The following is a 19,755-nucleotide window of genomic DNA, read 5'->3' on the forward strand; positions in this document are numbered from 1 at the left end:
ACCGAGTCGCTGCAGCGTCCGAACCGGTGCGGGACAGCGGTAGAATAAGGCAACACGAGAAGGCGACGAGAAAAGCCTCGTTGCCTTATGAGTCGGGAGGTGCCACCGGTGCGGTTCGCAGGTTGGGAAGCGCTCGCGAGTGTCGCAGTGGGCACCGTCCTGTGCGATCAATTCACGAAGGCGCTCGTTCTCGCCTATCTGGGGCCGAACGGATCGATCGATGCGGTCGTCCTCATTCCGGGGCTGCTGCGGCTGTTCTACGTCGAAAACACCGGGGCCGCTTTCGGCTTGTTCCAAGGGCGGAATCCGATCCTCGCGGTCCTGGCACTGGGTGTCGTTCTGGTGTTAGTCGTCACGTTCCGATATCTGACGTCGACCAGCCTGGGCGCCGTTGCGCTCGGTCTGCAACTCGGTGGTGCCATCGGCAACCTGATCGACCGATTTCGACACGGCTTCGTCGTCGATTTTATCGACTTATCGTTTTGGCCGACGTTCAATGTCGCTGACAGTGCGATCACGATCGGTGTGCTGCTTCTCCTCGTGCTCCTGATACGCTCCGATCGACTGCCCCGGTCGGATGCGCCGCAAGCGAGCGAACCTGTGGACGCGGAGCAGCAGGCGCGATGAATGCTCGCCAGCACGATGCGATCAGACTCGTCCTGGAGATATCCGAGCGGGAACACGGTGAACGGCTCGACAAGCTGATCGCGAGCCGTGTGACCGGTATGAGCCGAAGCTTCGTACAACAGCTGATGAAGCAGGGCGCGATTCTCGTGAATGGCCAACCCTGCAAGCCGGCCCAGCGCGTTCGCTTCGGCGATCGCCTGGAAGTCTATCTCCCGCCCGTCGAGCCGCCGAGTGACCTCGAACCGGAGTACCTGCCGATTCCCGTGATCTACGAGGATGACGAGATCATCGTCTTCGACAAACCTCCTGGTATCGTCACGCATCCCGCACCTGGGCATGAGCACGGAACGCTCGTCAATGCGCTCAAAGCGATTCGACCGGACTTGCAGGTCCAGCCGAGTCATCGGCCCGGTATCGTGCATCGTCTGGACAAAGACACCTCCGGACTCCTGGTTGTGGCCAAGACGGAACCAGCCCGGCTCGCACTGCTCGAGCAGTGGCAAAGCAGGAGTGTTGTCAAGCGTTATACGACGCTCGTTCACGGCGTCGTGGAGCCGGATTCGGGAACGATCGACGCACCGATAAGCCGTGACCCTCGGGAACGCACGAAAATGGCAGTCGTGGCATGGGGGCGTCCGGCGATCACGCACTTTCGTGTCCTGGAGCGGTTCCAGTGTGCGACGCTTCTCGACGTGACGATCGAGACTGGGCGAACGCACCAAATTCGCGTGCATTGTGCCTTCATCGGGCATCCGGTGGTCGGTGACCAGCAGTACGGGGGAAACCGACCCTTCTGTGTTCCCGTGCCGCGCCAGTTTCTCCATGCCCGGTATCTGCGCTTCCGGCATCCGACGACCGGTCGAGTCATCGAGCTCGAGACCCCGCTTCCGTGGGATCTCCGCGTCGTCCTCGAGCGACTGCGCACTCTCGAGCGTGAGCGTGTCCCATGCCAGGCCCGCGGTTGAAGCCGTTCGTCGAAGAGGTCTTTCGAGAGGCGTTGTCAGCCGTCGATCCGGAGCGATCGGTGCGCGCGTCGCTCCGGCTGGAGGGGGATATCCTCTGGGTGCGGGGGGTGCCGTATCGATTGCTCGAGAACAGTCGTCTGGTGCTCCTGGCGGTCGGCAAAGCGGCTCTCGGTATGGCCGCTGGTGCCCTCGCTCGACTCGGTGCCCGAGTCGACCGATGTGTGGTTGTACCCAAGGCGGAGGGCATCCAGAGCAGGGAGTTTCCCGGTTGCCGCGTTATCCCTGGGGCGCACCCGATTCCGGATGAACGGAGTGTCGAGGCTGGAAAGGCTTTACTTAAGGCCGTACGCGGACTGACACCGGACGATCTCGTCCTCGTTCTTCTCTCCGGTGGGGGGTCAGCGCTCGCCGAGGTACCCCGCTCGCCAGCGACTCTCGGCGATATCGTCGAGACCACGGAACGCCTTCTGCGGGCTGGTGCGGACATCTGGCTCCTGAACAGTGTCCGACGGAGGCTGAGTGCATTGAAGGGAGGGCGACTCGCTGAAGCGGCAGCACCAGCGCGCGTGGTCAACCTGATCCTCTCCGATGTATTGGGCAATCCGCTGTCCGTCATCGCGAGCGGCCCGACGGTTCCACCGGAGCACATCGTGACGGACCTGCCACGCGTTCTTCAGCACATGGGCGTCTGGGACGAGCTACCCGAACGTGTCCGGTCGCTCCTGGTGGCACCGGAAACGACACCGCAACGGTTCGACAACGTTCTGCAATCGGTGGTGTTGGCTGATGCGGCAGCGCTGGTTCGAGCAGCAACCGAAGCCTGTCGTCGGCGTGGATTGCCAGCGGTGACCTGTGGAGCGCGGTTCACCGGCGAAGCCCGTGAATTCGGGCGGTTCTGGGCTACCCTGGCGCGAAGCGTCCGCGAGGAGCACCAACCGTGGATACCGCCGATCGCGATCGTCGCCGGCGGTGAACTCACGGTCACGGTTCGCGGAAGCGGACGCGGTGGTCGGAACACCGAAATGGCTCTCGCTGCTGCGGTGGCGCTCGAAGGAAGCGAGAGGATCACCGTAGCGAGTCTCGCCTCGGACGGCGATGATGGTCGGAGCGGTGCAGCCGGTGCGGTAGTGGATACTGTGACTACCGCGGTGCTACGGGATCGGGGAATCGATCCGCTGCGGGCCCTGCACGAGAATGATTCGGCGACAGCGCTGGCTGCAGCAGACGCGCTCGTCGTTACCGGGTTGACGGGGACGAACGTCAACGATCTCTATCTTGCGATCGTCGAGTGAGAAGCGATCGCGTCAGCGTGTCAGCATCGTCGTGTCGATCGGCGGGCGCGGGAGCCAGCCAATTCGCTGCAGAGCTTCCCGGCCGAGGAGGCCAAGAGTTATGCGCGATTGTTCGTCTGTCGCATTCGGGTTGTATTCGAACCGGGCACGCTCGAAGTACTGAACCGTCCGTCCGTTTTCGACAAATTCCTCGCTGATCGGGTATCCGAAGATCGCAAGTCCTCCGTTGTTTTCCCAGAATTCCTTGAAGCCGTAGGCAAGAGAATGCCCAGTTTCAGGGAAATAACGCCGTTCGGGCGAGTCGGGGAACGGGGCTATCGGTTTGAACGGATCGGCAGCACGGTCTGCGGTCAACTCAGCTCCGAGGCGCCCGATGGAGATCCGCTGATCCTCCGGTGCATCGGGGCGATACTCGAGACGCGCACGCTCGAAATATTGCACCACGATGCGCTCACCGGTTGCAGGATCGGTCATCGAGAATTCTTCGGTCAAGGGATAGCCGAATATTCGCTCACCACCGTGCGTTTGCCAGAACAACTTGAAGCCACCGCTTAGATAGTGCTTGGTTTGAGAGAAATAGACGCGGTCCGGTGAGGGGACAGCTGGCGGCTCTTGCGGATCGGATGGCAGTCGTTGCCGAATGGCGAGCGCCTGCACGCGTCCCTGTCTCCCTGGCAACTCGGTGATCCAGGCGATCGAATGCGATGAGACGGCTGGCCAGACAACGTGCTGGGCCCGTGCGACGGCGAATTCAGTGCCCGACACGAGATCGTATGCATAGATTTCGGGCAAGCCAGAACGCCAGTCTTCCCAGACCAGGAGCCGATCGCTCAGAGCGAGTCGACCGATAAAGTGACCATCAGTGATCGTCTTCTCCGTTCCACTGAGTCGATCGAACACGACCAACTGTGGCGCACCACCGGACCGCCGTAATCGGCGGAATGCGACCAGATTCCCAGCTATGACCGGATCGGTCTCGTCGTCGGTGCTGGCGACGAGCGGTGTGACCTGTTGCGTTGCGCGGTCCCAGAGGAAGATGTCCCAGTTGCCATTGCGGAAGTCCTGCCAGACGATGAGATCGCCACTCACGCTAGGGTTGGCCTGATTGGCTGGATCGTCAGTAATCGTGAATGTTTCACCAGTTGCGATATCGCGTGCTCGGATATCACCCTGGCCTTCTCGGAGTTCACGCCAGGCGACGAGAGTCCCGTCGATGCTCGGCTGTTCGACAGCGCCCGGATTCTCCGTAACGGTAAAGTCGGAACCGCTGGCGAGATCCGTGCCCACGATCTGGGCGCGGGTTGGATCCGCGCCGCTCACCCACACGATGCGCTGGCCACTCACCGTCGGTTGCGAACGAACACCCGGGCTTCGGACTGGGCGAAACTCGCGGGCGTCCTCCAGATCGTAGGCATACACGTCGGGATTACCGGTTCGTCGATCTTCCCAGACGAGCAGCGAACCGCTGGCGTGCAGCGAAGCGAGTTCGAGGCCGATCGACGATGTGAGGGCGGGTTCGAGACGATACTGCTCCGGGGTCTGTGCGGAGACTGGTCGCCACGTGAGGATTCCGAGTGCACTGAGCGCTACTGCGAGAAAGAGCTGGGCGATTTTGGCCATGACTTGCGGTCCCGCCTCCTTTGAATGCTTCCGGCGTCCAAGACGCGACCGCCCGGAGTATACCCTCTGGTGTCGATGGAGGACGCGAGTGCATGGTTGTCGGACAAGGTCGGTGTGGAGGTGAACCGTGATTCCCGTTCTCCTTGATGTCGATACCGGTGTCGATGACGCGCTCGCACTCGCGATGGCTGTCATGTTAGACGAACTCTCGCTCATCGCTGTCACGACCGTCGCGGGAAACGTGGATGTCCAACGTGCAACGAGCAATACGCGCCGCGTACTCGATTGGCTCGGAGCGATCGCGGTACCGGTCGCTCGGGGAGCAGCGCAGCCGCTCCTGCGGCCACACCGCGATGCTCGCGCGGTGCATGGGGAAGACGGGCTCGGTGGTGCGCATTTGCCGGTTGTACGGTCGGGACCCGTCATCGATGCGAGTGCACCGGAAATCATCGTACGTACTGCTCGGCGCTATCGAGGGGCGTTGCGGCTGGTCTGTCTCGGCCCACTCACGAACCTGGCCATCGCCGTGCGTCTGGAGCCGCAACTACCGGAGTATGTGGAGCGCCTGATCGTCATGGGTGGCGCGTTTACCGTTCCCGGGAACGTGACGCCGACCTCCGAATTCAACGTGTGGAGCGATCCCGAAGCCGCTTCGATCGTGGCGGGGGCCGGGTTTCGCATGATTTGGGTCGGTCTCGATGTCACGCGGGAGGTGAGGCTGGAGCGAGAGCACCGTGATGGGTTGGTCGGACTCGAGACGCCGGCGGCCAAGCTGCTGATCGAAACGACGCGATGGTGGCTGGACCGGCCGAATACCGACCACTTTATTCTGCACGATCCGTTGGCTTTGGCAGTCGCTGCTCAGCCCGAACTGGTCGATGGCCCACGCGCACGCGTGATCGTGGATACGCGTTCTGGTCCGACACTTGGACGAACCGATTATACGATGGAGGAGGGGGGTGCATCGGTCGTCGCACGCTCGGTCAACCGGGATCGATTTTTCGCGCTGTTCTGGCGCGCCTTCGCTCCAGAGCGGTGCTGCGAGCACGGTGACCGAGCGTGCGATCCGTCATAATTAGTTCCGTCGTGGGGGAAGCGAATCGGGGGATACCCTGAACGTGGGAGGCGAGAACCGTGTCGGGCGAAGCTGTGGAGCGCGATCAACCTGCCTTGCAGGACATGGATCTCCTCGGTCGGCTCACCCAGTTCTTCGATTCTCTGGATCAGCATGTCCGTGCTGGCCAGGGCTGGTTCATCTTCAATGCACGAGGGCAGCGTGGCGCACGGATCACGGCGTTCATTCTCAGTCGCTTGGCCGAGTACCAGCTCCTGTACACCTACTACTTCATTCCGTGGCGAGACTTCGCGTTGAATGCCTACATGGTCGAAGTGGAGCTGCAAGCGCTGGCAGCGCAGCGGCAAGCCTTGCAAGGTCGAGCGCAGCAGGAGTTCGATATCGCGACGCGTGTGTCACGCGATCATCTCGCCCGGATGATGGTTTCTGACCTTCTCATCATCGCGGGCATCCAGCCGCAGCATCGTCATGAGGTCGTCTTCCTGGACCAGGCGATCGAGCGCCGATATCAACAGCGGTTGTCGACGATCTTGATCACCCCGGCCAAGCCGCACGAACTGGCCTGGCAAATCGAGCGCGCTGCGCCGGGGGAGCAGTTCTGGGACCGGCTCTTCGATCGCATGTACGAGCGGAGTCTCATCGCTCTGTGACGCGTGGGCTAGGTGCGCCGGACGAGCGCATGGTCGGCGAGTGCGGCGAGCATATCGCGGCCGTCGGACGGCGGCAGTTGCGAGAGTAGGAGCTTGGCTTCCTCCACATAGCGGCGCGCGTACTCGAAGGCCTCGTCGATCGCGCCGGATTCTCGAATCAAGGCCACTGCAGTTGCGATCGCGCTCTCGTCAGGGGTCCCATGCTGAATCACTTCGAGGACGAAGTCCCGCTGCTCGCTCGTCGCCTTGCCGTTCTGCAAGAACAGCATCGTCGGGAGCGTGATCGTTCCCTGGCGTAGGTCCTGACCGGCTGGTTTCCCGATCTCGGCTGCGTTTCCCTGTAAATCGAGAATGTCGTCGACGATCTGAAAAGCCATTCCGATTGCGCCGCCGAACTCGCCGAGCAGTTCGATCTGCTCATCGGTCGCATCGGCCAGAATCGCACCGATTTCCGCTGAGGCGGCAAAGAGCGAGGCGGTCTTACCATAAATACGGCGCTGATAGTCATCGAAACTCACGTCAGCGCGACGCGCTGCGAATATTTCGCGGAGTTGGCCGTCGCAGATACTACCCAGACACCGGGCGAATACAGCCAAAACACGCGGATTCATCGTCGAAGCAGCGAGCATCGCCGATCGGGCGAACATATAGTCACCGACCATGATGACGACCGACGGCTCGAACAGCACGTTCAGCGTCGGCTGGCCACGCCGCAGCGATGCTCCGTCGATCGAATCATCATGAATGAGCGATGCCGTGTGAAGCAGTTCGATGCCGGCTGCCGCTGGAACGAGGCGCTCGATGTCGTAGCGAAACGGCTTGGCTGCAAGCAACAAGAGAAACGGACGAAGCCGCTTACCACCCGCACGAACCAGCGCTTGGAGAATTTCGCTCACGAGTGGAAATTCCAGCGCTGTTTCAGCGAGCAGGCGATCCTCGACTCGCTGGAGGTCCGGTCGCATTCGGTCGAGAACGGTCGCGAAATCCAACTGTCCCCCGCGCCCGAGTCCAGACGCACCACCGAGCCGCTGCCGCGGCAGTTGCTAGTATGTCTCAGATGAGGCCGGAAAGAAAGGGTGAGCCAGCGAGCAGCTCGCTCACAACGTTTGCCTCGCACGGACGAGTCCTCGACGGTTCGAGAGCCAGGTTATGGCATACTGCGGCGTAACGGGAGTTTTTCGGGTGGCGGGAGCTGGGACGGAGCGTACTCGGTGTTTCCGGGGAATCGACCGTATCGGTCTCGTCGACGCGCGTTCGCGCTCTCCTGGAAACTGAGTCTGGCGTTCATCGCGGTTCCGCTCCTGCTCGCTGCACTGTCGTTGGCGTACGTTCACTGGTTGCGCGACGATCGAGCGGAAGTGTTGGTCGTCGATCGGGTCACTGGTGCGCCAGTGGCTGGTGCTGCGATCGAAACGAGTTTCGGTACGGTTCAGACGAATGACGAGGGTCAAGCGCGTCTTCCGCGTGAGCCATCGGGACCCTGGCGGGTTGCAGCGCCCGACTACGATGCGATCACCTTCGATCCTGACCTTCGGGCTGGTCGTTTACGGGTGCTCCTGCGGCCGAACGTGATCCGCGGTACCGTCGTACGGAACGGCGACGGCTCGCCGGTCGCAGGTGTGTCCGTCCGAGCCGAGGTCGATGGTATGACCGTCGTCTCCGCTCGAACTGACCAGCAGGGCACGTATGTGCTCCGCGGAGTGCCGGAGGGAGCGACCATCGTCTTCGAACACGAAGACTACGCTTCCGTGAAAGTTCCCCTGGCCACTGACCAGACAGTGGTTGATGCAGCCCTCAAGCGGGATGTGCTGATCGGTGTGCTGCGTGATCCGCAGGGGCAGGCCGTCCAGGGGATTGTCGCAACGTCGTCGGGGTGGGCCCAAGCTGGTCCTGACGGCTGGTACCGCCTCAAAGGTGTTGCGCCTGGGGAACGTCTGGTTGTCAAAGCTCCTGGTTATCGGGTCGTGGAAGCGACGGTGCCGCAGTCGTTCGAGTTCGATGTCACGCTCGAGCCGCTCGTCGTTCGGGCGATCTACATCAATGCTGTTGTCGCTTCTCGCCCGGAGGCACTGGAGGAGCGGCTGCGACTCGTGGATCGGACGGAGCTGAACGCTGTCGTGATCGACCTCAAAGACAGCACTGGTCATGTCTATTACGATACGAAGGTTTCGCTCGCTCACGAGATCGGTGCGGTTCGCCCAGTGCTGCAGCCGGCCGAATTGGTCGAGCGCTTGAAGGCACGCGGAATTTACACGATCGCGCGCATCGTGGTGTTCGAGGACCCGATCCTCGCGGAGGCGCATCCGGAATGGGCGATCAAGGACCGGACGACTGGTCAGGCCTGGCGGACCTGGAATGGTGTCGCTTGGGTAAACGCCTATCGGCCAGAGGTCTGGGACTACAACATCGCATTGGCGCGCGAGGCAGCCAGCTTCGGTTTCGATGAAATTCAACTCGATTACATTCGATTCCCGACGGATGGGCCATTGCAGAAGGCCGACTACGGTGTTCCGCATACGGCTGAAAATCGCACGGCTGCGATCGGTGAGTTTCTCAAGCGCGTACACGAGGCGCTACTTCCGACGCAGGCCTCTCTCGGTGCTGACATCTTCGGTCTCACCGTCTGGGAACTGAGCGACAGTGGCATCGGTCAGCATCTCGAAACGATCGTCGAGCATGTCGACTACGTGTGTTCCATGCTGTATCCGTCGCACTTCTGGGCCGGTTCGCTTGGATTCGAGATCCCGAGTGACCATCCGTACGAAGTCATGCTCTGGAGTCTCGAGAACGGGCTAGCACGTGTACCGGCAGCCAGGAACAAGTTCCGACCCTGGCTACAAGACTTTTCGTACGGACCTGGAAAGCCGTATGGCCCAGCCGAGGTGCGTGCGCAGATCCGCGCCGTGTATGACGCAGGTTTGGAATCTTGGATGTTATGGAACGCCGACAACGTCTACCATGAAGAGGCACTCGAACCGACGACGTCATGAAGAGGCCGATGCAACGCGAGTGGAGTAGCACACTGACGACACTGAGCCTCTTGGGGCGTGATCTTCTGGTCACTGCGCGACCGCGCCAGTGGTTGAAGAATACGGTCGTCTTGGCACCACTCGTCTTCGGTCGACAGCTCCTCAACATATCGTCCGTCATCGATGCGGCCTTCGCGACCTTGTCGTTCTGTCTGGCAGGGAGTGCCATCTATTTTTTCAATGACTGGTGCGATGCAGCAGCGGACCGAGAGCATCCCCTAAAATGCCTTCGTCCCATCGCCGCTGGGCGCTTGGGGCGCCGGCATGTCTGGAGCGCGATTGTTCTGCTCCTGTTCGGCGCCATCGTGTTCGCCTGGGCAGCGGGTGGTGCGACACCGTATGTCGTCAGCGCGTATGTCGGTTTGATGATCGGCTACACGGTTCGGTTCAAGCACGTCGCGCTCCTCGATATCTTCGTCATCGCTACCGGATTCGTTTTGCGAGTTTGGGCAGGAGCAACAGCGGTCGGCGTACCCTTGTCACCGTGGCTATACATCTGCACAGTGCTGTTGGCATTGTTTCTCGCCGTAGCCAAGCGACGGCACGAGGTTTTGTTGCTCGAGGGTGTCGCAGCGAATCACCGCCCGGCACTCGACGAGTATTCTGTGCCGTTACTCGATGCACTGCTGCACATCACGGCAACGGCGACGATCATGACGTACTCCCTGTACACGTTCTTCGCACCGAGCCTGCCAGACGATCATTCCATGATGGTCACGATTCCGTTCGTGCTCTACGGGATCTTTCGCTATCTGTATCTGGTGTACCGGCGGGATCTCGGTGGCGTACCGGAGCAAGTGCTGTTGGACGATCGACCGTTGCTCTTGACGATTGTCGTCTGGGGTCTCCTTGTCCTCGTTCTTCTCTACCGGTAAAGATTGCCACGGCGTGACTCAACTTGATTGCTTGGAGACGTTGTAGAGTCGGGAGCCTGATGGTATACTGGCGCGGAGAACTGTTGAGGAAGACGCGCGCCGTGCCGTCTGGAGCGGCGCGGGCACAGGAGGAGGCAGCGGAACATGCTGATCGTGCGACGCGGAACACGACAGCAAGAGCAGGGGCTTCAGCAGGAAGCTGTGGAAGCCTTCCAAGCCTGGTATGTCAGTTTTTCCCCGCTCCTGCGCATGGCTGCGCGTCCCTGGAGACCTCCTCTCGAGGTCTATGAAGACGAACGGGGGTTAGTCGTTCGAGCGGAACTGGCGGGTCTCCGGGAGGACGATATCCATGTCGTCGTCAACGATTCGGTACTCCAGATTTCTGGAGTACGTCGCCCCCGGGAGGAGGGACAGAGGCGGACGTACCACGAAATGGGTATTGCGTACGGGCCCTTCGAGGCGGAGGTGCGTATTCCTTTCCCGGTAGACCTCGATCGAGTCGAGGCGGTCTATCAGCAAGGTTTTCTCGAAGTCACCTTGCCGCGAGTCCATGCCTCACGGACGGTGCCGCTTCGGACGACGAACTCTTGAACGTGAGGTGCGTGCGATGACTGACGAACTACGGCATATTTCACCGGAGCACGAAGAACACCTGGAAACCGAGGAGCAGACGACGCAGCGGGATCTCAAGCTCTTGCCGGTTCTCCCGCTCCGCAACACCGTCGTCTTTCCGACGACGGTCGTGCCGCTCGCTGCGGGACAACCGCGTTCGCTTCGCTTGATCGACGATGTCGCGTCGGGCGACCGACTCTTGGTACTCGTGCTCCAGAAAGATCCGAAGAAGGAGGGTGCTGGCCCGCAGGACGTGTACCAGGTCGGCACGATCGGCAGCATCCAGCAGATGATGCGGGTGCCGGATGGGACAGTGCGCTTGGCCGTACAGGGACTTCGGCGTGTCCGGATCGTCGAGTGGGTGACCGAGGAACCGTACCTGAAGGCGCTCGTCGAGGAAATTCCGGAGATCGTCGAGGACACGATCGAAGTCAAGGCACTGACGCGCACTGCCCTGGAGCTGTTCCAGCGCTTGGTCTCGCTCGTTTCGAACCTGCCGGAAGAACTGGTGACCGCAGCGCTCAACATCGATGATCCGCTGCATCTGGTGTATCTCCTGGCATCGAACTTGCGGATGGATCCGGAGGAACGGCAGGCACTGCTGGAGCTGGACAGCGTTCGGGACAAGCTCCTGCGGCTCAATGCCTTCATGAGCCGCGAGCTCGATCTTCTCGAGCTGGGTAAGAAGATCCAGAGCGAGGTGCAGGAAGAAGTCGCGCGATCCCAGCGCGAGTTCTACCTGCGCGAGCAGCTCAAAGCGATCCAGCGCGAGCTCGGTGAGACGAGTGAGCAAGAGGCGGAGATCAACGAGTTCCGGGCGAAGATCGAACAATCGGGTATGCCGGAGGAAGCGCGTCGCGAAGCGTTGCGCGAGCTCGAACGGATGAGCAAGCTTCCGCCGGCCTCTGCCGAATACGGTGTCATTCGAACTTACCTCGACTGGCTCGTCTCGCTGCCGTGGAACCGGAGTACGGAGGGCGAGATCGATATCGCCCGTGCTCGCCAGATCTTGGACGAGGATCATTACGATCTCGAGAAGATCAAGGAGCGCATTCTCGAGTACTTGGCCGTCCGGCGGCTTCGCAAGGAGCGCGGTGAAGAGAACGAACCGGGTCGTGAACCGATTCTCTGCTTCGTCGGTCCGCCGGGAGTGGGGAAGACGAGCCTCGCCCAGTCGATTGCGCGGGCCCTCGGTCGGGCGTTCACCCGTATGTCGCTCGGTGGTGTGCGCGACGAGGCGGAGATCCGCGGTCACCGGCGGACGTACATCGGCGCCATGCCTGGCCGCATCATCCAGGCCATCCGTCGTGCTGGGACGAACGATCCGGTCTTCGTCCTGGACGAGATCGACAAGGTCGGTACCGATTGGCGAGGCGACCCGGCATCGGCCCTGCTCGAGGTCCTCGATCCAGAGCAGAACAGCACGTTCCGCGATCACTATTTGGACGTGCCGTTCGATCTCTCGAAGGTGATGTTCATCGCGACGGCGAACGTGCTGGATACCATCCCACCGGCGCTCCGCGACCGGATGGAGATCCTCGTGCTCTCCGGCTACACCGATGAAGAGAAGCTCCAGATCGCGCGGCGCTACCTGATTCCGAAGCAGTTCCGTCGACACGCGTTGAACCCGGAGGAATTCGTGTTCACCGACGAGGCGATTCTGGAGATCATCCAGCACTACACGCGCGAGGCTGGGGTCCGGAACCTGGAGCGGGAGATCGGTGCTGTGGCCCGAAAGCTCGCGACACGGCTGGCGGAGGGACAGGACGTACCGCGTGAGATCACGATCGATGTCGTCCACGAGTTCCTCGGCAAGCGGCGTTACTACTACGAAGAGCTTTCGGAGCGGACATCGCAACCGGGTGTAGCGATCGGTGTTGCGGTGACACCGTTCGGTGGCGACATCATGTTCATCGAGGCGACGCGGATGCCAGGGCGGGGCAACCTCATCATTACCGGTCAACTCGGTGATGTGATGCGGGAGTCGGCGCAGGCAGCGCTGAGCATCGTGCGGTCACGCGCCGAGCAGTTCGGGATCGAGCGGGATTTCATGAAGGATTCGGACATCCATATTCACGTGCCGTCAGGGGCAATCCCGAAGGATGGCCCGTCGGCAGGTGTCACGTTGGTGACTGCGCTCGTCTCGCTCTTGACCGGTATTCCGGCACGTGACGATGTCGCGATGACCGGTGAGATTACGCTCCGCGGGCAGGTTCTGCCGGTGGGTGGCATCAAGGAGAAGGCGTTAGCGGCCCAGCGGGCTGGTGTGAAGACGTTCGTGCTGCCGAAGCGGAACGAAATGGACCTCGAGGAGTTGCCAGCGACGTTGCGCGAGAATATGCGCTTCGTACTGGTTGAAACCATCGACGACGTCCTGCGTGCGGCAATGCCGGAAGAATTCCACCGCTGGGTTGCGGAAGCTCGCGCGCGGCGTGAGCGTGAAGAGCAGGCGGGCGGCCAGGAGGCGGTCGAATCGATAGCGGCCCTCGGGTGAGGGAAGCGACGTGGCAGGGAAGCGGTGGGGACGGGGTGATTCCCCCGTCCCCGCTTTCATCGTTGTGGGAGCGGTGTTCGGTGACGTGTGCGGAAGTGGCGGGCAGCGTCGACGAGCGCAGCGAAGAGGGCGTAATGAAGTGGATGCTGGCGGTAGAGCCGCTCCGGGTGCCACTGGACGGCAACAACGAACGTGGCAGATGGCAGCTCGGCGGCTTCGATGACACCGTCAGGAGCGTAGGCGGTGATGACGAGTCCCGGGGCTGGGCGATCGAGAGCCTGGTGGTGATAGGAATTGACCATGAGCGAGGTGGTGCCGAGGATGCGTGCCAGCAGCGTGTCCGGGATAAGAGTGACCGGGTGTGCTGGTTCGTTGACCGGGATTCCGAGTTCGTGCTGGCGATGGTTGAGGGAGTTGGAAATCGCATCGGGGATGTGCTGGATGAGCGTACCCCCGAGCGCGACGTTGAGCAGTTGAATGCCGCGGCAAATGGCGAGAATCGGGAGATCGCGAGCGATCGCGTGCTGGACGAGCCTGATTTCGAAAGCATCGCGAGCGGGAGCAATGCCGTACGTTTCCGGGTGAACGGCTGGTGCTCCGTAGAGCGCTGGATCGATGTCGCCACCACCGGTAAGGAGTAAGCCGTCGACGAGGGCGAGCGCGTCGGCTGGTTCGAGATTCGGTGGCAAGACAACGGGTATGCCGCCGGCTGCGGAAACCGCGGACGCATAGTCGAGGTTGAGCTGGAGGCGCTCGGTCGGCCCGACATGGGTGTCAGCAACCGTGACATCGGGGGTGATACCGATCGTTGGCTTCTCCATGAGTTGTGGCCTCCGTTCCGTCATCGGTGATGAGGGTATGGCAAGGGCATGGTGTCGGCAAGAGGACAAGAGGAGGAGAAGGGTAGGGATCGGACTCGAGGCGGAGGTGGCGGGGCCCTTGACACGGGAGCGAGTGCTGGGTATAGTATCTGATGCGTCTGGCGGAGCGATGAGCTCCGCGAGCACCTTGACAACTGGAGTGTGGTCGAGTGCGCCAGGCCCTCGTGGCCGAAAGCGGCCGAACGTCTCGGATCTGACGATGGAAGCCCGGCCGAGAGGCTGGGTGAGTGCTGGAGTGATCCGGGATGGAGAGTTTGATCCTGGCTCAGGGGGAACGCTGGCGGCGTGCCTAATGCATGCAAGTCGGACGGGAGCGCGCGATGAGCGTGCCGACCGTGGCGGACGGGTGCGGAACACGTGGGGAACCTGCCCGGGTGCGGGGGATAACCCGGGGAAACTCGGGCTAATACCCCATACGCTCGCTGGGTGGTGGGCCGAGCGAGGAAAGGCCAGGCGGTGAGTCTGGCTGTGCTCGGAGGGCCCTGCGGCCTATCAGCTAGACGGTAGGGTAACGGCCTACCGTGGCGATGACGGGTAGCTGGTCTGAGAGGATGGCCAGCCACACGGGCACTGAGACACGGGCCCGACTCCTACGGGAGGCAGCAGCAGGGAATCTTCCGCAATGGGGGCAACCCTGACGGAGCGACGCCGCGTGCGGGAGGAAGCCCTTCGGGGTGTAAACCGCTGTTCGGGGGGACGAAGGGGATGACGGTACCCCCGGAGCAAGTCCCGGCTAACTACGTGCCAGCAGCCGCGGTAAGACGTAGGGGGGCGAGCGTTACCCGGAGTCACTGGGCGTAAAGGGCGTGTAGGCGGCTGGGCGCGCCGCGTGTGAAAGCCTGCGGCTCAACCGCAGGGGGTCGCGCGGGACGGCCTGGCTTGAGGGCGGGAGAGGCGGGTGGAATTCCCGGTGTAGCGGTGAAATGCGTAGAGATCGGGAGGAACACCGGTGGCGAAGGCGGCCCGCTGGCCCGTTACCTGACGCTGAGGCGCGAAGGCGTGGGGAGCGAACCGGATTAGATACCCGGGTAGTCCACGCAGTAAACGATGCGGGCGAGGTGTGGGTGGAGTTGACCCCATCCGTGCCGGCGCCAACGCAGTAAGCCCGCCGCCTGGGGAGTACGGCCGCAAGGCTAAAACTCAAAGGAATTGACGGGGGCCCGCACAAGCAGCGGAGCGTGTGGTTTAATTCGACGCAACGCGAAGAACCTTACCAGGGCTTGACATGCCGCAGGACTCTGCCGAAAGGTGGGGGTGCCCGGAGAGGGAGCTGCGGCACAGGTGCTGCATGGCTGTCGTCAGCTCGTGCCGTGAGGTGTTGGGTTAAGTCCCGCAACGAGCGCAACCCTCGGGGTCAGTTACGCGGGTGTCTGACCCGACTGCCGGGGAAAGCCCGGAGGAAGGAGGGATGACGTCAAGTCCGCATGGCCCTGACGCCCTGGGCGACACACACGCTACAGTGACCGGGACAATGGGCTGCGAAGGGGTGACCTGGAGCCAATCCCGGAAACCCGGTCGTGGTGGGGATCGCAGGCTGCAACCCGCCTGCGTGAACGCGGAGTTGCTAGTAACCGCCGGTCAGCCATACGGTGGTGAATACGTTCCCGGGCCTTGTACACACCGCCCGTCACGTCACGAAAGCTGGCTTCACCTGAAGCCGGTGGGCCAACCCACGGTACGTGGGGGGTAGCCGTCGAGGGTGGGGCTGGTGATTGGGACGAAGTCGTAACAAGGTAGCCGTACCGGAAGGTGCGGCTGGATCACCTCCTTTCTAGGGAGCGGGAAGCTCCTTGGGTCAACCGGGTGGGGCGCGGAGCGAGGAGCTCGGGACGGGGCGTGGGAGCAGGGGGCGCGCCTGAGGAGGCGGCCGGAGGCCGCGGAGGGCGGACGCCCGCTGGTCTCCGTACCCGGAGTCGTCCCACTCGTGCTGATGACGTCGGTCGCGGGCGTACTCGGCCATACTCCAGTTGTCAAGGTGGCGCGTGGGCGTTTAGCTCAGTTGGTTAGAGCACACCCCTGATAAGGGTGAGGTCCCTGGTTCGAATCCAGGAACGCCCACCTGGCGCGGCGATTATGGGGCTGTAGCTTAGTTGGGAGAGCGCCGCCTTTGCACGGCGGAGGTCAGGGGTTCGAGTCCCCTCAGCTCCACGTCGTTCGCGCAGCACCTTACCAAGCGAGTGGATGCGTCATCGCAGTGATGATGCGGGTTCAGATCGCCGAGGTAGTTCTGCTGTGCCCGCTTGCCGGTGTCGAGCAGGAAGGAGTGGACTGGGGAGAGGGGCGCACGGTGGATGCCTAGGCGGCCAGGGCCGAGGAAGGACGCGGCCGAGCGGCGAAACGCCCCGGGGAGCTGCGGGCGAGCGGGGATCCGGGGGTCTCCGAATGGGGCAACCTGGCGTGGTGGGGAGCCACGTCGCCCTCTTGGGAAGTGCGGGGTGAGGAGCCCGGTGCGACTGGGAGGGTGGGTACCGGGGGAAGTGAAACATCTCAGTACCCCGAGGAAGAGAGAGCGATTCCCGGAGTAGTGGCGAGCGAAACGGGAGGAGCCCAAACCGTCGTCGCCCAGAGGGCTGCCGTCCGGAAGCGGCGACGGGGTTGGACGGCCTGCTCGGGCCAAGCGGCAGTGCGGCCGCGCGGCGTGGCGCTGGGAGCCGAACGCTGCTGGAAGGGGCGACCGGAGAGGGTGAGAGTCCCGTAGGCGGACTGGCGGCAGGTCGCGTGGGGCAGGTGCGTGAGTACCACGGGGCACGAGGAACCCTGTGGGAAGCTGGGGGGACCACCCCTCCAAGGCTAAATACCCTGGCCGACCGATAGGGGAGAGTACCGTGAGGGAACGGTGAAAAGGACCCCGGCGAGGGGGGTGAAAGAGCGCCTGAAACCGTGCGCCCACAGGCGGTCGGAGCTGCGTGGAGCGGTGACGGCGTGCCTATTGGAGCATGAGCCGGCGAGTGGCCGGGCGTGGCGAGGCGAAGGGGGAGGCACCTGGAGCCGGAGCGAAAGCGAGTCTGAAGAGGGCGTGGAGTCGCGCCTGGCCGACCCGAAACCGGGTGAGCTACCCCTGGCCAGGCTGAAGCGCGGGGGAGACCTGCGTGGAGGGCCGAACCGGTGTCCGTGGCAAAGGGCTCGGAGGAGCTGGGGGTAGGGGTGAAATGCCAAGCGAACCCGGAGATAGCTGGTTCTCCCCGAAATGGCTTGAGGGTCAGCCTCAGCGTGGAGGCGGCTGGAGGTAGAGCACCGTTTCGGTGCGGGGGCGTGGAGCCTACCAAGCCGAGGCGAACTCCGAATGCTGGTCGCTGGTCGCTGGGAGTGAGACCTGGGGCGAAAAGGTTCTGGGTCGAGAGGGGAACAGCCCAGACCGCCGGCTAAGGTCCCGAAGTCCGGGCTGAGTGGGAAAGGTGGTGCGGGTGCGGAGACAACCAGGAGGTTGGCTTAGAAGCAGCCATCCTTGAAAGAGTGCGTAACAGCTCACTGGTCGAGCGCCCGTGCGCCGAAAATGACGCGGGGCGAAGCCCGGCACCGAAGCCGCGGGTCCGTCTGGCCGCGTGGGGTCAGGCGGGCGGTAGGGAGCGTCGTCGTCGGCGGGGAAGGTGCGGCGGGAGCCGTGCTGGAGCGGCGACGAGTGCGAATGCCGGCACGAGTAGCGGAAGGGCGGTGAGAATCCGCCCCGCCGGAGAGTGCCGAAGGGTTCCGCAGCGATGGTCGTCAGCTGCGGGTGAGGCGGTCCTCAGCTGAGGGCGGCAGCCGTAGGCGAGGGGCAGCCGGTGAAGATTCCGGCCCCACCGGCGCCTGGTTGAGCGAAGGGGGGACGCCGCGTCGAGGGTCCGGCGGTCGGAGGGACCGTCCAAGCCTGGGTCGTGGGCCGAGGGAAAGCCCGGCCGGGGAGCGGCACCAGGCGAGTGCGAGGTGGGGGTGAGGCCCTGCCGAGCGGATCTGGCGGCGTGGCCGAGAAAAGCCTCTAGCGAAGGGCGGCGGTGACCGTACCGCAAACCGACACAGGTCGGCTGGTGGAGGACACCGAGGCGAGCGGGAGAACCCCCGTCAAGGAACTCGGCAAATTGCCCCCGTAACTTCGGGAGAAGGGGGGCCCCGGTAGGGTGGGGAGCCCGAGGGGGTTGCAGAGAGCAGGCCCGCGCGACTGTTTACCAAAAACACAGGTCTCGGCGAAGGCGGAAAGCCGACGTATCGGGGCTGACGCCTGCCCAGTGCCGGAAGGTGAACCGGAGGGGTGGAGAGCCCCGAAGGGAAGCCCCGGTGAACGGCGGCCGTAACTATAACGGTCCTAAGGTAGCGAAATTCCTCGTCGGGTAAATTCCGACCCGCACGAAAGGCGTCACGACGTGGGCACTGTCTCGACGGGGGGCCCGGTGAAACTGCTGGACCCGTGCAGAAGCGGGTGACCCGCGGCGGGACAAAAAGACCCCGTGGAGCTTGACTGCAGCTTGCCACTGGGTGCGGGCCCGGCCTGTGCAGGATAGGTGGGAGGCGGGGAAGCGGGGCCGCCAGGTCCCGTGGAGCCGGCGGTGAGATACCACCCTGGTTGGGTTTGCGCCCTCACCTGGGCCGTGGGAACGCGGCCAGGGACCGTGGCTGGTGGGCAGTTTGACTGGGGCGGTCGCCTCCTAAAGGGTAACGGAGGCGCCCAAAGGTCCCCTCAGGCCGGATGGCAATCGGCCGGAGCGTGCATGGGCAGGAAGGGGGCTTGACTGCGAGGCGGACGTGCCGAGCAGGGCCGAAAGGCGGGCCAAGTGACCCCACGGTACTGCGTGGGCGGGCCGTGGATCAACGGATAAAAGCTACCCCGGGGATAACAGGCTGATCGGGCCCAAGAGTTCACATCGACGGCCCGGTTTGGCACCTCGATGTCGGCTCGTCGCATCCTGGGGCTGGAGGAGGTCCCAAGGGTTGGGCTGTTCGCCCATGAAAGCGGCACGTGAGCTGGGTTCAGAACGTCGTGAGACAGTTCGGTCTCTATCCGCCGCGGGCGGTGGACGGTTGCGGGAGCTGGCCCTAGTACGAGAGGACCGGGCTGGACGGACCGCTGGTGTGCCAGTTGTCGGCCGACCGGCAGCGCTGGGTAGCCAGGTCCGGACGGGATAACCGCTGACAGCATCTAAGCGGGAAGCCCACCCCAAGATGAGCCGTCCCACCCCGTCACGGGGGTAAGGCCCCGGGGAGATGACCCGGTAGCGAGGCGGCAGGTGGACAGCGGGTAACCGACTGGAGCCGAGCCGTCCTCATGGCCGAGGCCAGTCCGTCTTCCTTCTGCTCGCAGGTGAGCGGGCACAGCAGAGCTAGCTTCGTCGATCCGAATCACCGCATCATCAGATCGACCTTTCCCGTCAGGTGTGCGCGTGGCCGAGAGCGGTGTGGAAACACCCCGAACCATTCCGAACCGGGTCGTGCCCCGCACCAGCGCCGGAGAGTACTGCGCGGGCAACTGCGCGGGAGGCGAGGCCGCTGCGCGCACACCTGACGGGAAAGGGACGATGATGCATCCGCTCGCCCTGCCGCGGGGTGGAGCAGTGGCAGCTCGCTGGGCTCATAACCCAGAGGTCGTGGGTTCGAATCCCACCCCCGCTACCAACGAGGAGCCCCCGGGAAGAAACCCGGGGGTTCTGGCATTTTTGCCGTGAGG

Annotated in this window: 12 protein-coding genes, 3 tRNA genes and 3 rRNA genes; 15 read left to right on the forward strand and 3 right to left on the reverse strand. The window is 63.2% G+C overall.

Annotation, left to right across the window (positions count from 1 at the left end; genetic code table 11):
- Positions 1-108 precede the first annotated feature (108 nt).
- Genes lspA through OO015_RS09335 form a run of 3 tightly spaced genes read left to right on the forward strand, consistent with a single transcriptional unit; the run spans position 109 to position 2,884 of the window.
- On the forward strand, positions 109-627 hold the full coding sequence (gene lspA, locus OO015_RS09325; protein ID WP_265940960.1) for a signal peptidase II: 519 nt from the start codon (positions 109-111) through the stop codon (positions 625-627).
- Positions 624-1,592 (forward strand): RluA family pseudouridine synthase, encoded by a 969-nt coding sequence (locus OO015_RS09330; protein ID WP_265940961.1) that lies wholly within the window; start codon positions 624-626, stop codon positions 1,590-1,592. The genes lspA and OO015_RS09330 overlap by 4 nt, the downstream gene beginning before the upstream one ends.
- A complete protein-coding gene (locus OO015_RS09335; RefSeq protein WP_265940962.1) occupies positions 1,574-2,884 on the forward strand; it encodes a glycerate kinase type-2 family protein in 1,311 nt (436 codons plus the stop codon). The genes OO015_RS09330 and OO015_RS09335 overlap by 19 nt, the downstream gene beginning before the upstream one ends.
- Before the next feature lie 12 nt (positions 2,885-2,896).
- Here OO015_RS09335 and OO015_RS09340 read toward each other — a convergent pair whose 3' ends face one another.
- Positions 2,897-4,504, reverse strand: coding sequence for a TolB family protein (locus tag OO015_RS09340; RefSeq protein ID WP_265940963.1), 1,608 nt, complete (start codon positions 4,502-4,504; stop codon positions 2,897-2,899).
- A 127-nt stretch (positions 4,505-4,631) separates the two neighbouring features.
- Between OO015_RS09340 and OO015_RS09345 the strand changes: the two genes are divergently transcribed.
- Together OO015_RS09345 and OO015_RS09350 are read left to right on the forward strand one after the other, a co-directional pair.
- On the forward strand, positions 4,632-5,579 hold the full coding sequence (locus tag OO015_RS09345; RefSeq protein WP_265940964.1) for a nucleoside hydrolase: 948 nt from the start codon (positions 4,632-4,634) through the stop codon (positions 5,577-5,579).
- Between the two features lie 59 nt (positions 5,580-5,638).
- Positions 5,639-6,229, forward strand: a complete 591-nt coding sequence (locus OO015_RS09350) for a hypothetical protein (RefSeq protein WP_265940965.1) — start codon at positions 5,639-5,641, stop codon at positions 6,227-6,229.
- An 8-nt stretch (positions 6,230-6,237) separates the two neighbouring features.
- Here OO015_RS09350 and OO015_RS09355 read toward each other — a convergent pair whose 3' ends face one another.
- Positions 6,238-7,218: a polyprenyl synthetase family protein gene (locus tag OO015_RS09355; protein ID WP_265940966.1), complete on the reverse strand. Its 981-nt coding sequence runs from the start codon at positions 7,216-7,218 to the stop codon at positions 6,238-6,240.
- 222 nt (positions 7,219-7,440) lie between these two features.
- Between OO015_RS09355 and OO015_RS09360 the strand changes: the two genes are divergently transcribed.
- The 4 genes from OO015_RS09360 (at position 7,441) to lon (ending at position 13,239) form a co-directional block, all read left to right on the forward strand.
- On the forward strand, positions 7,441-9,219 hold the full coding sequence (locus OO015_RS09360; RefSeq protein WP_265940967.1) for a putative glycoside hydrolase: 1,779 nt from the start codon (positions 7,441-7,443) through the stop codon (positions 9,217-9,219).
- Positions 9,220-9,227: 8 nt separating this feature from the next.
- Entirely contained in the window at positions 9,228-10,133 is a 906-nt protein-coding gene (locus OO015_RS09365; protein WP_265940968.1) for a decaprenyl-phosphate phosphoribosyltransferase, read from the forward strand.
- Between the two features lie 144 nt (positions 10,134-10,277).
- A complete protein-coding gene (locus tag OO015_RS09370; protein WP_265940969.1) occupies positions 10,278-10,724 on the forward strand; it encodes an Hsp20/alpha crystallin family protein in 447 nt (148 codons plus the stop codon).
- 16 nt (positions 10,725-10,740) lie between these two features.
- Positions 10,741-13,239 (forward strand): endopeptidase La, encoded by a 2,499-nt coding sequence (gene lon / locus OO015_RS09375; protein ID WP_265940970.1) that lies wholly within the window; start codon positions 10,741-10,743, stop codon positions 13,237-13,239.
- A gap of 56 nt (positions 13,240-13,295) precedes the next feature.
- On the opposite strand, the gene OO015_RS09380 is transcribed toward lon, so the two are convergent.
- Complete coding sequence (locus OO015_RS09380; RefSeq protein WP_265940971.1) at positions 13,296-14,060, reverse strand: gamma-glutamyl-gamma-aminobutyrate hydrolase family protein; 765 nt, start codon at positions 14,058-14,060, stop codon at positions 13,296-13,298.
- A gap of 302 nt (positions 14,061-14,362) precedes the next feature.
- Here OO015_RS09380 and OO015_RS09385 point away from each other — a divergent pair.
- The 6 genes from OO015_RS09385 to OO015_RS09410 all read left to right on the forward strand — a co-directional run bounded on the left by OO015_RS09385 (position 14,363) and on the right by OO015_RS09410 (position 19,703).
- A 16S ribosomal RNA gene (locus OO015_RS09385) occupies positions 14,363-15,891 on the forward strand.
- Positions 15,892-16,104: 213 nt separating this feature from the next.
- Positions 16,105-16,178 (forward strand) — tRNA-Ile (locus OO015_RS09390).
- A gap of 17 nt (positions 16,179-16,195) precedes the next feature.
- Positions 16,196-16,268 (forward strand) — tRNA-Ala (locus OO015_RS09395).
- Between the two features lie 116 nt (positions 16,269-16,384).
- A 23S ribosomal RNA gene (locus OO015_RS09400) occupies positions 16,385-19,376 on the forward strand.
- A gap of 91 nt (positions 19,377-19,467) precedes the next feature.
- Positions 19,468-19,586 (forward strand): 5S ribosomal RNA (gene rrf, locus OO015_RS09405).
- Together the 16S, 23S and 5S rRNA genes with 3 tRNA genes alongside form the textbook arrangement of a ribosomal RNA operon.
- A 42-nt stretch (positions 19,587-19,628) precedes the next feature.
- Positions 19,629-19,703, forward strand: a tRNA-Met gene (locus tag OO015_RS09410).
- Positions 19,704-19,755: the final 52 nt, after the last annotated feature.

The organism is Thermomicrobium sp. 4228-Ro (assembly GCF_026241205.1).
Classification (GTDB): Bacteria; Chloroflexota; Chloroflexia; order Thermomicrobiales; family Thermomicrobiaceae; genus Thermomicrobium.

Excerpts from the sequence above, each read along its gene's own strand:
- OO015_RS09330 (WP_265940961.1), top strand. The coding sequence starts at position 624 with ATGAATGCTCGCCAGCACGATGCGATCAGACTCGTCCTGGAGATATCC.
- OO015_RS09335 (WP_265940962.1), top strand. The coding sequence starts at position 1,574 with ATGCCAGGCCCGCGGTTGAAGCCGTTCGTCGAAGAGGTCTTTCGAGAG.
- OO015_RS09340 (WP_265940963.1), bottom strand. The coding sequence starts at position 4,504 with ATGGCCAAAATCGCCCAGCTCTTTCTCGCAGTAGCGCTCAGTGCACTC.
- OO015_RS09365 (WP_265940968.1), top strand. The coding sequence starts at position 9,228 with ATGCAACGCGAGTGGAGTAGCACACTGACGACACTGAGCCTCTTGGGG.
- OO015_RS09370 (WP_265940969.1), top strand. The coding sequence starts at position 10,278 with ATGCTGATCGTGCGACGCGGAACACGACAGCAAGAGCAGGGGCTTCAG.
- lon (WP_265940970.1), top strand. The coding sequence starts at position 10,741 with ATGACTGACGAACTACGGCATATTTCACCGGAGCACGAAGAACACCTG.
- OO015_RS09380 (WP_265940971.1), bottom strand. The coding sequence starts at position 14,060 with ATGGAGAAGCCAACGATCGGTATCACCCCCGATGTCACGGTTGCTGAC.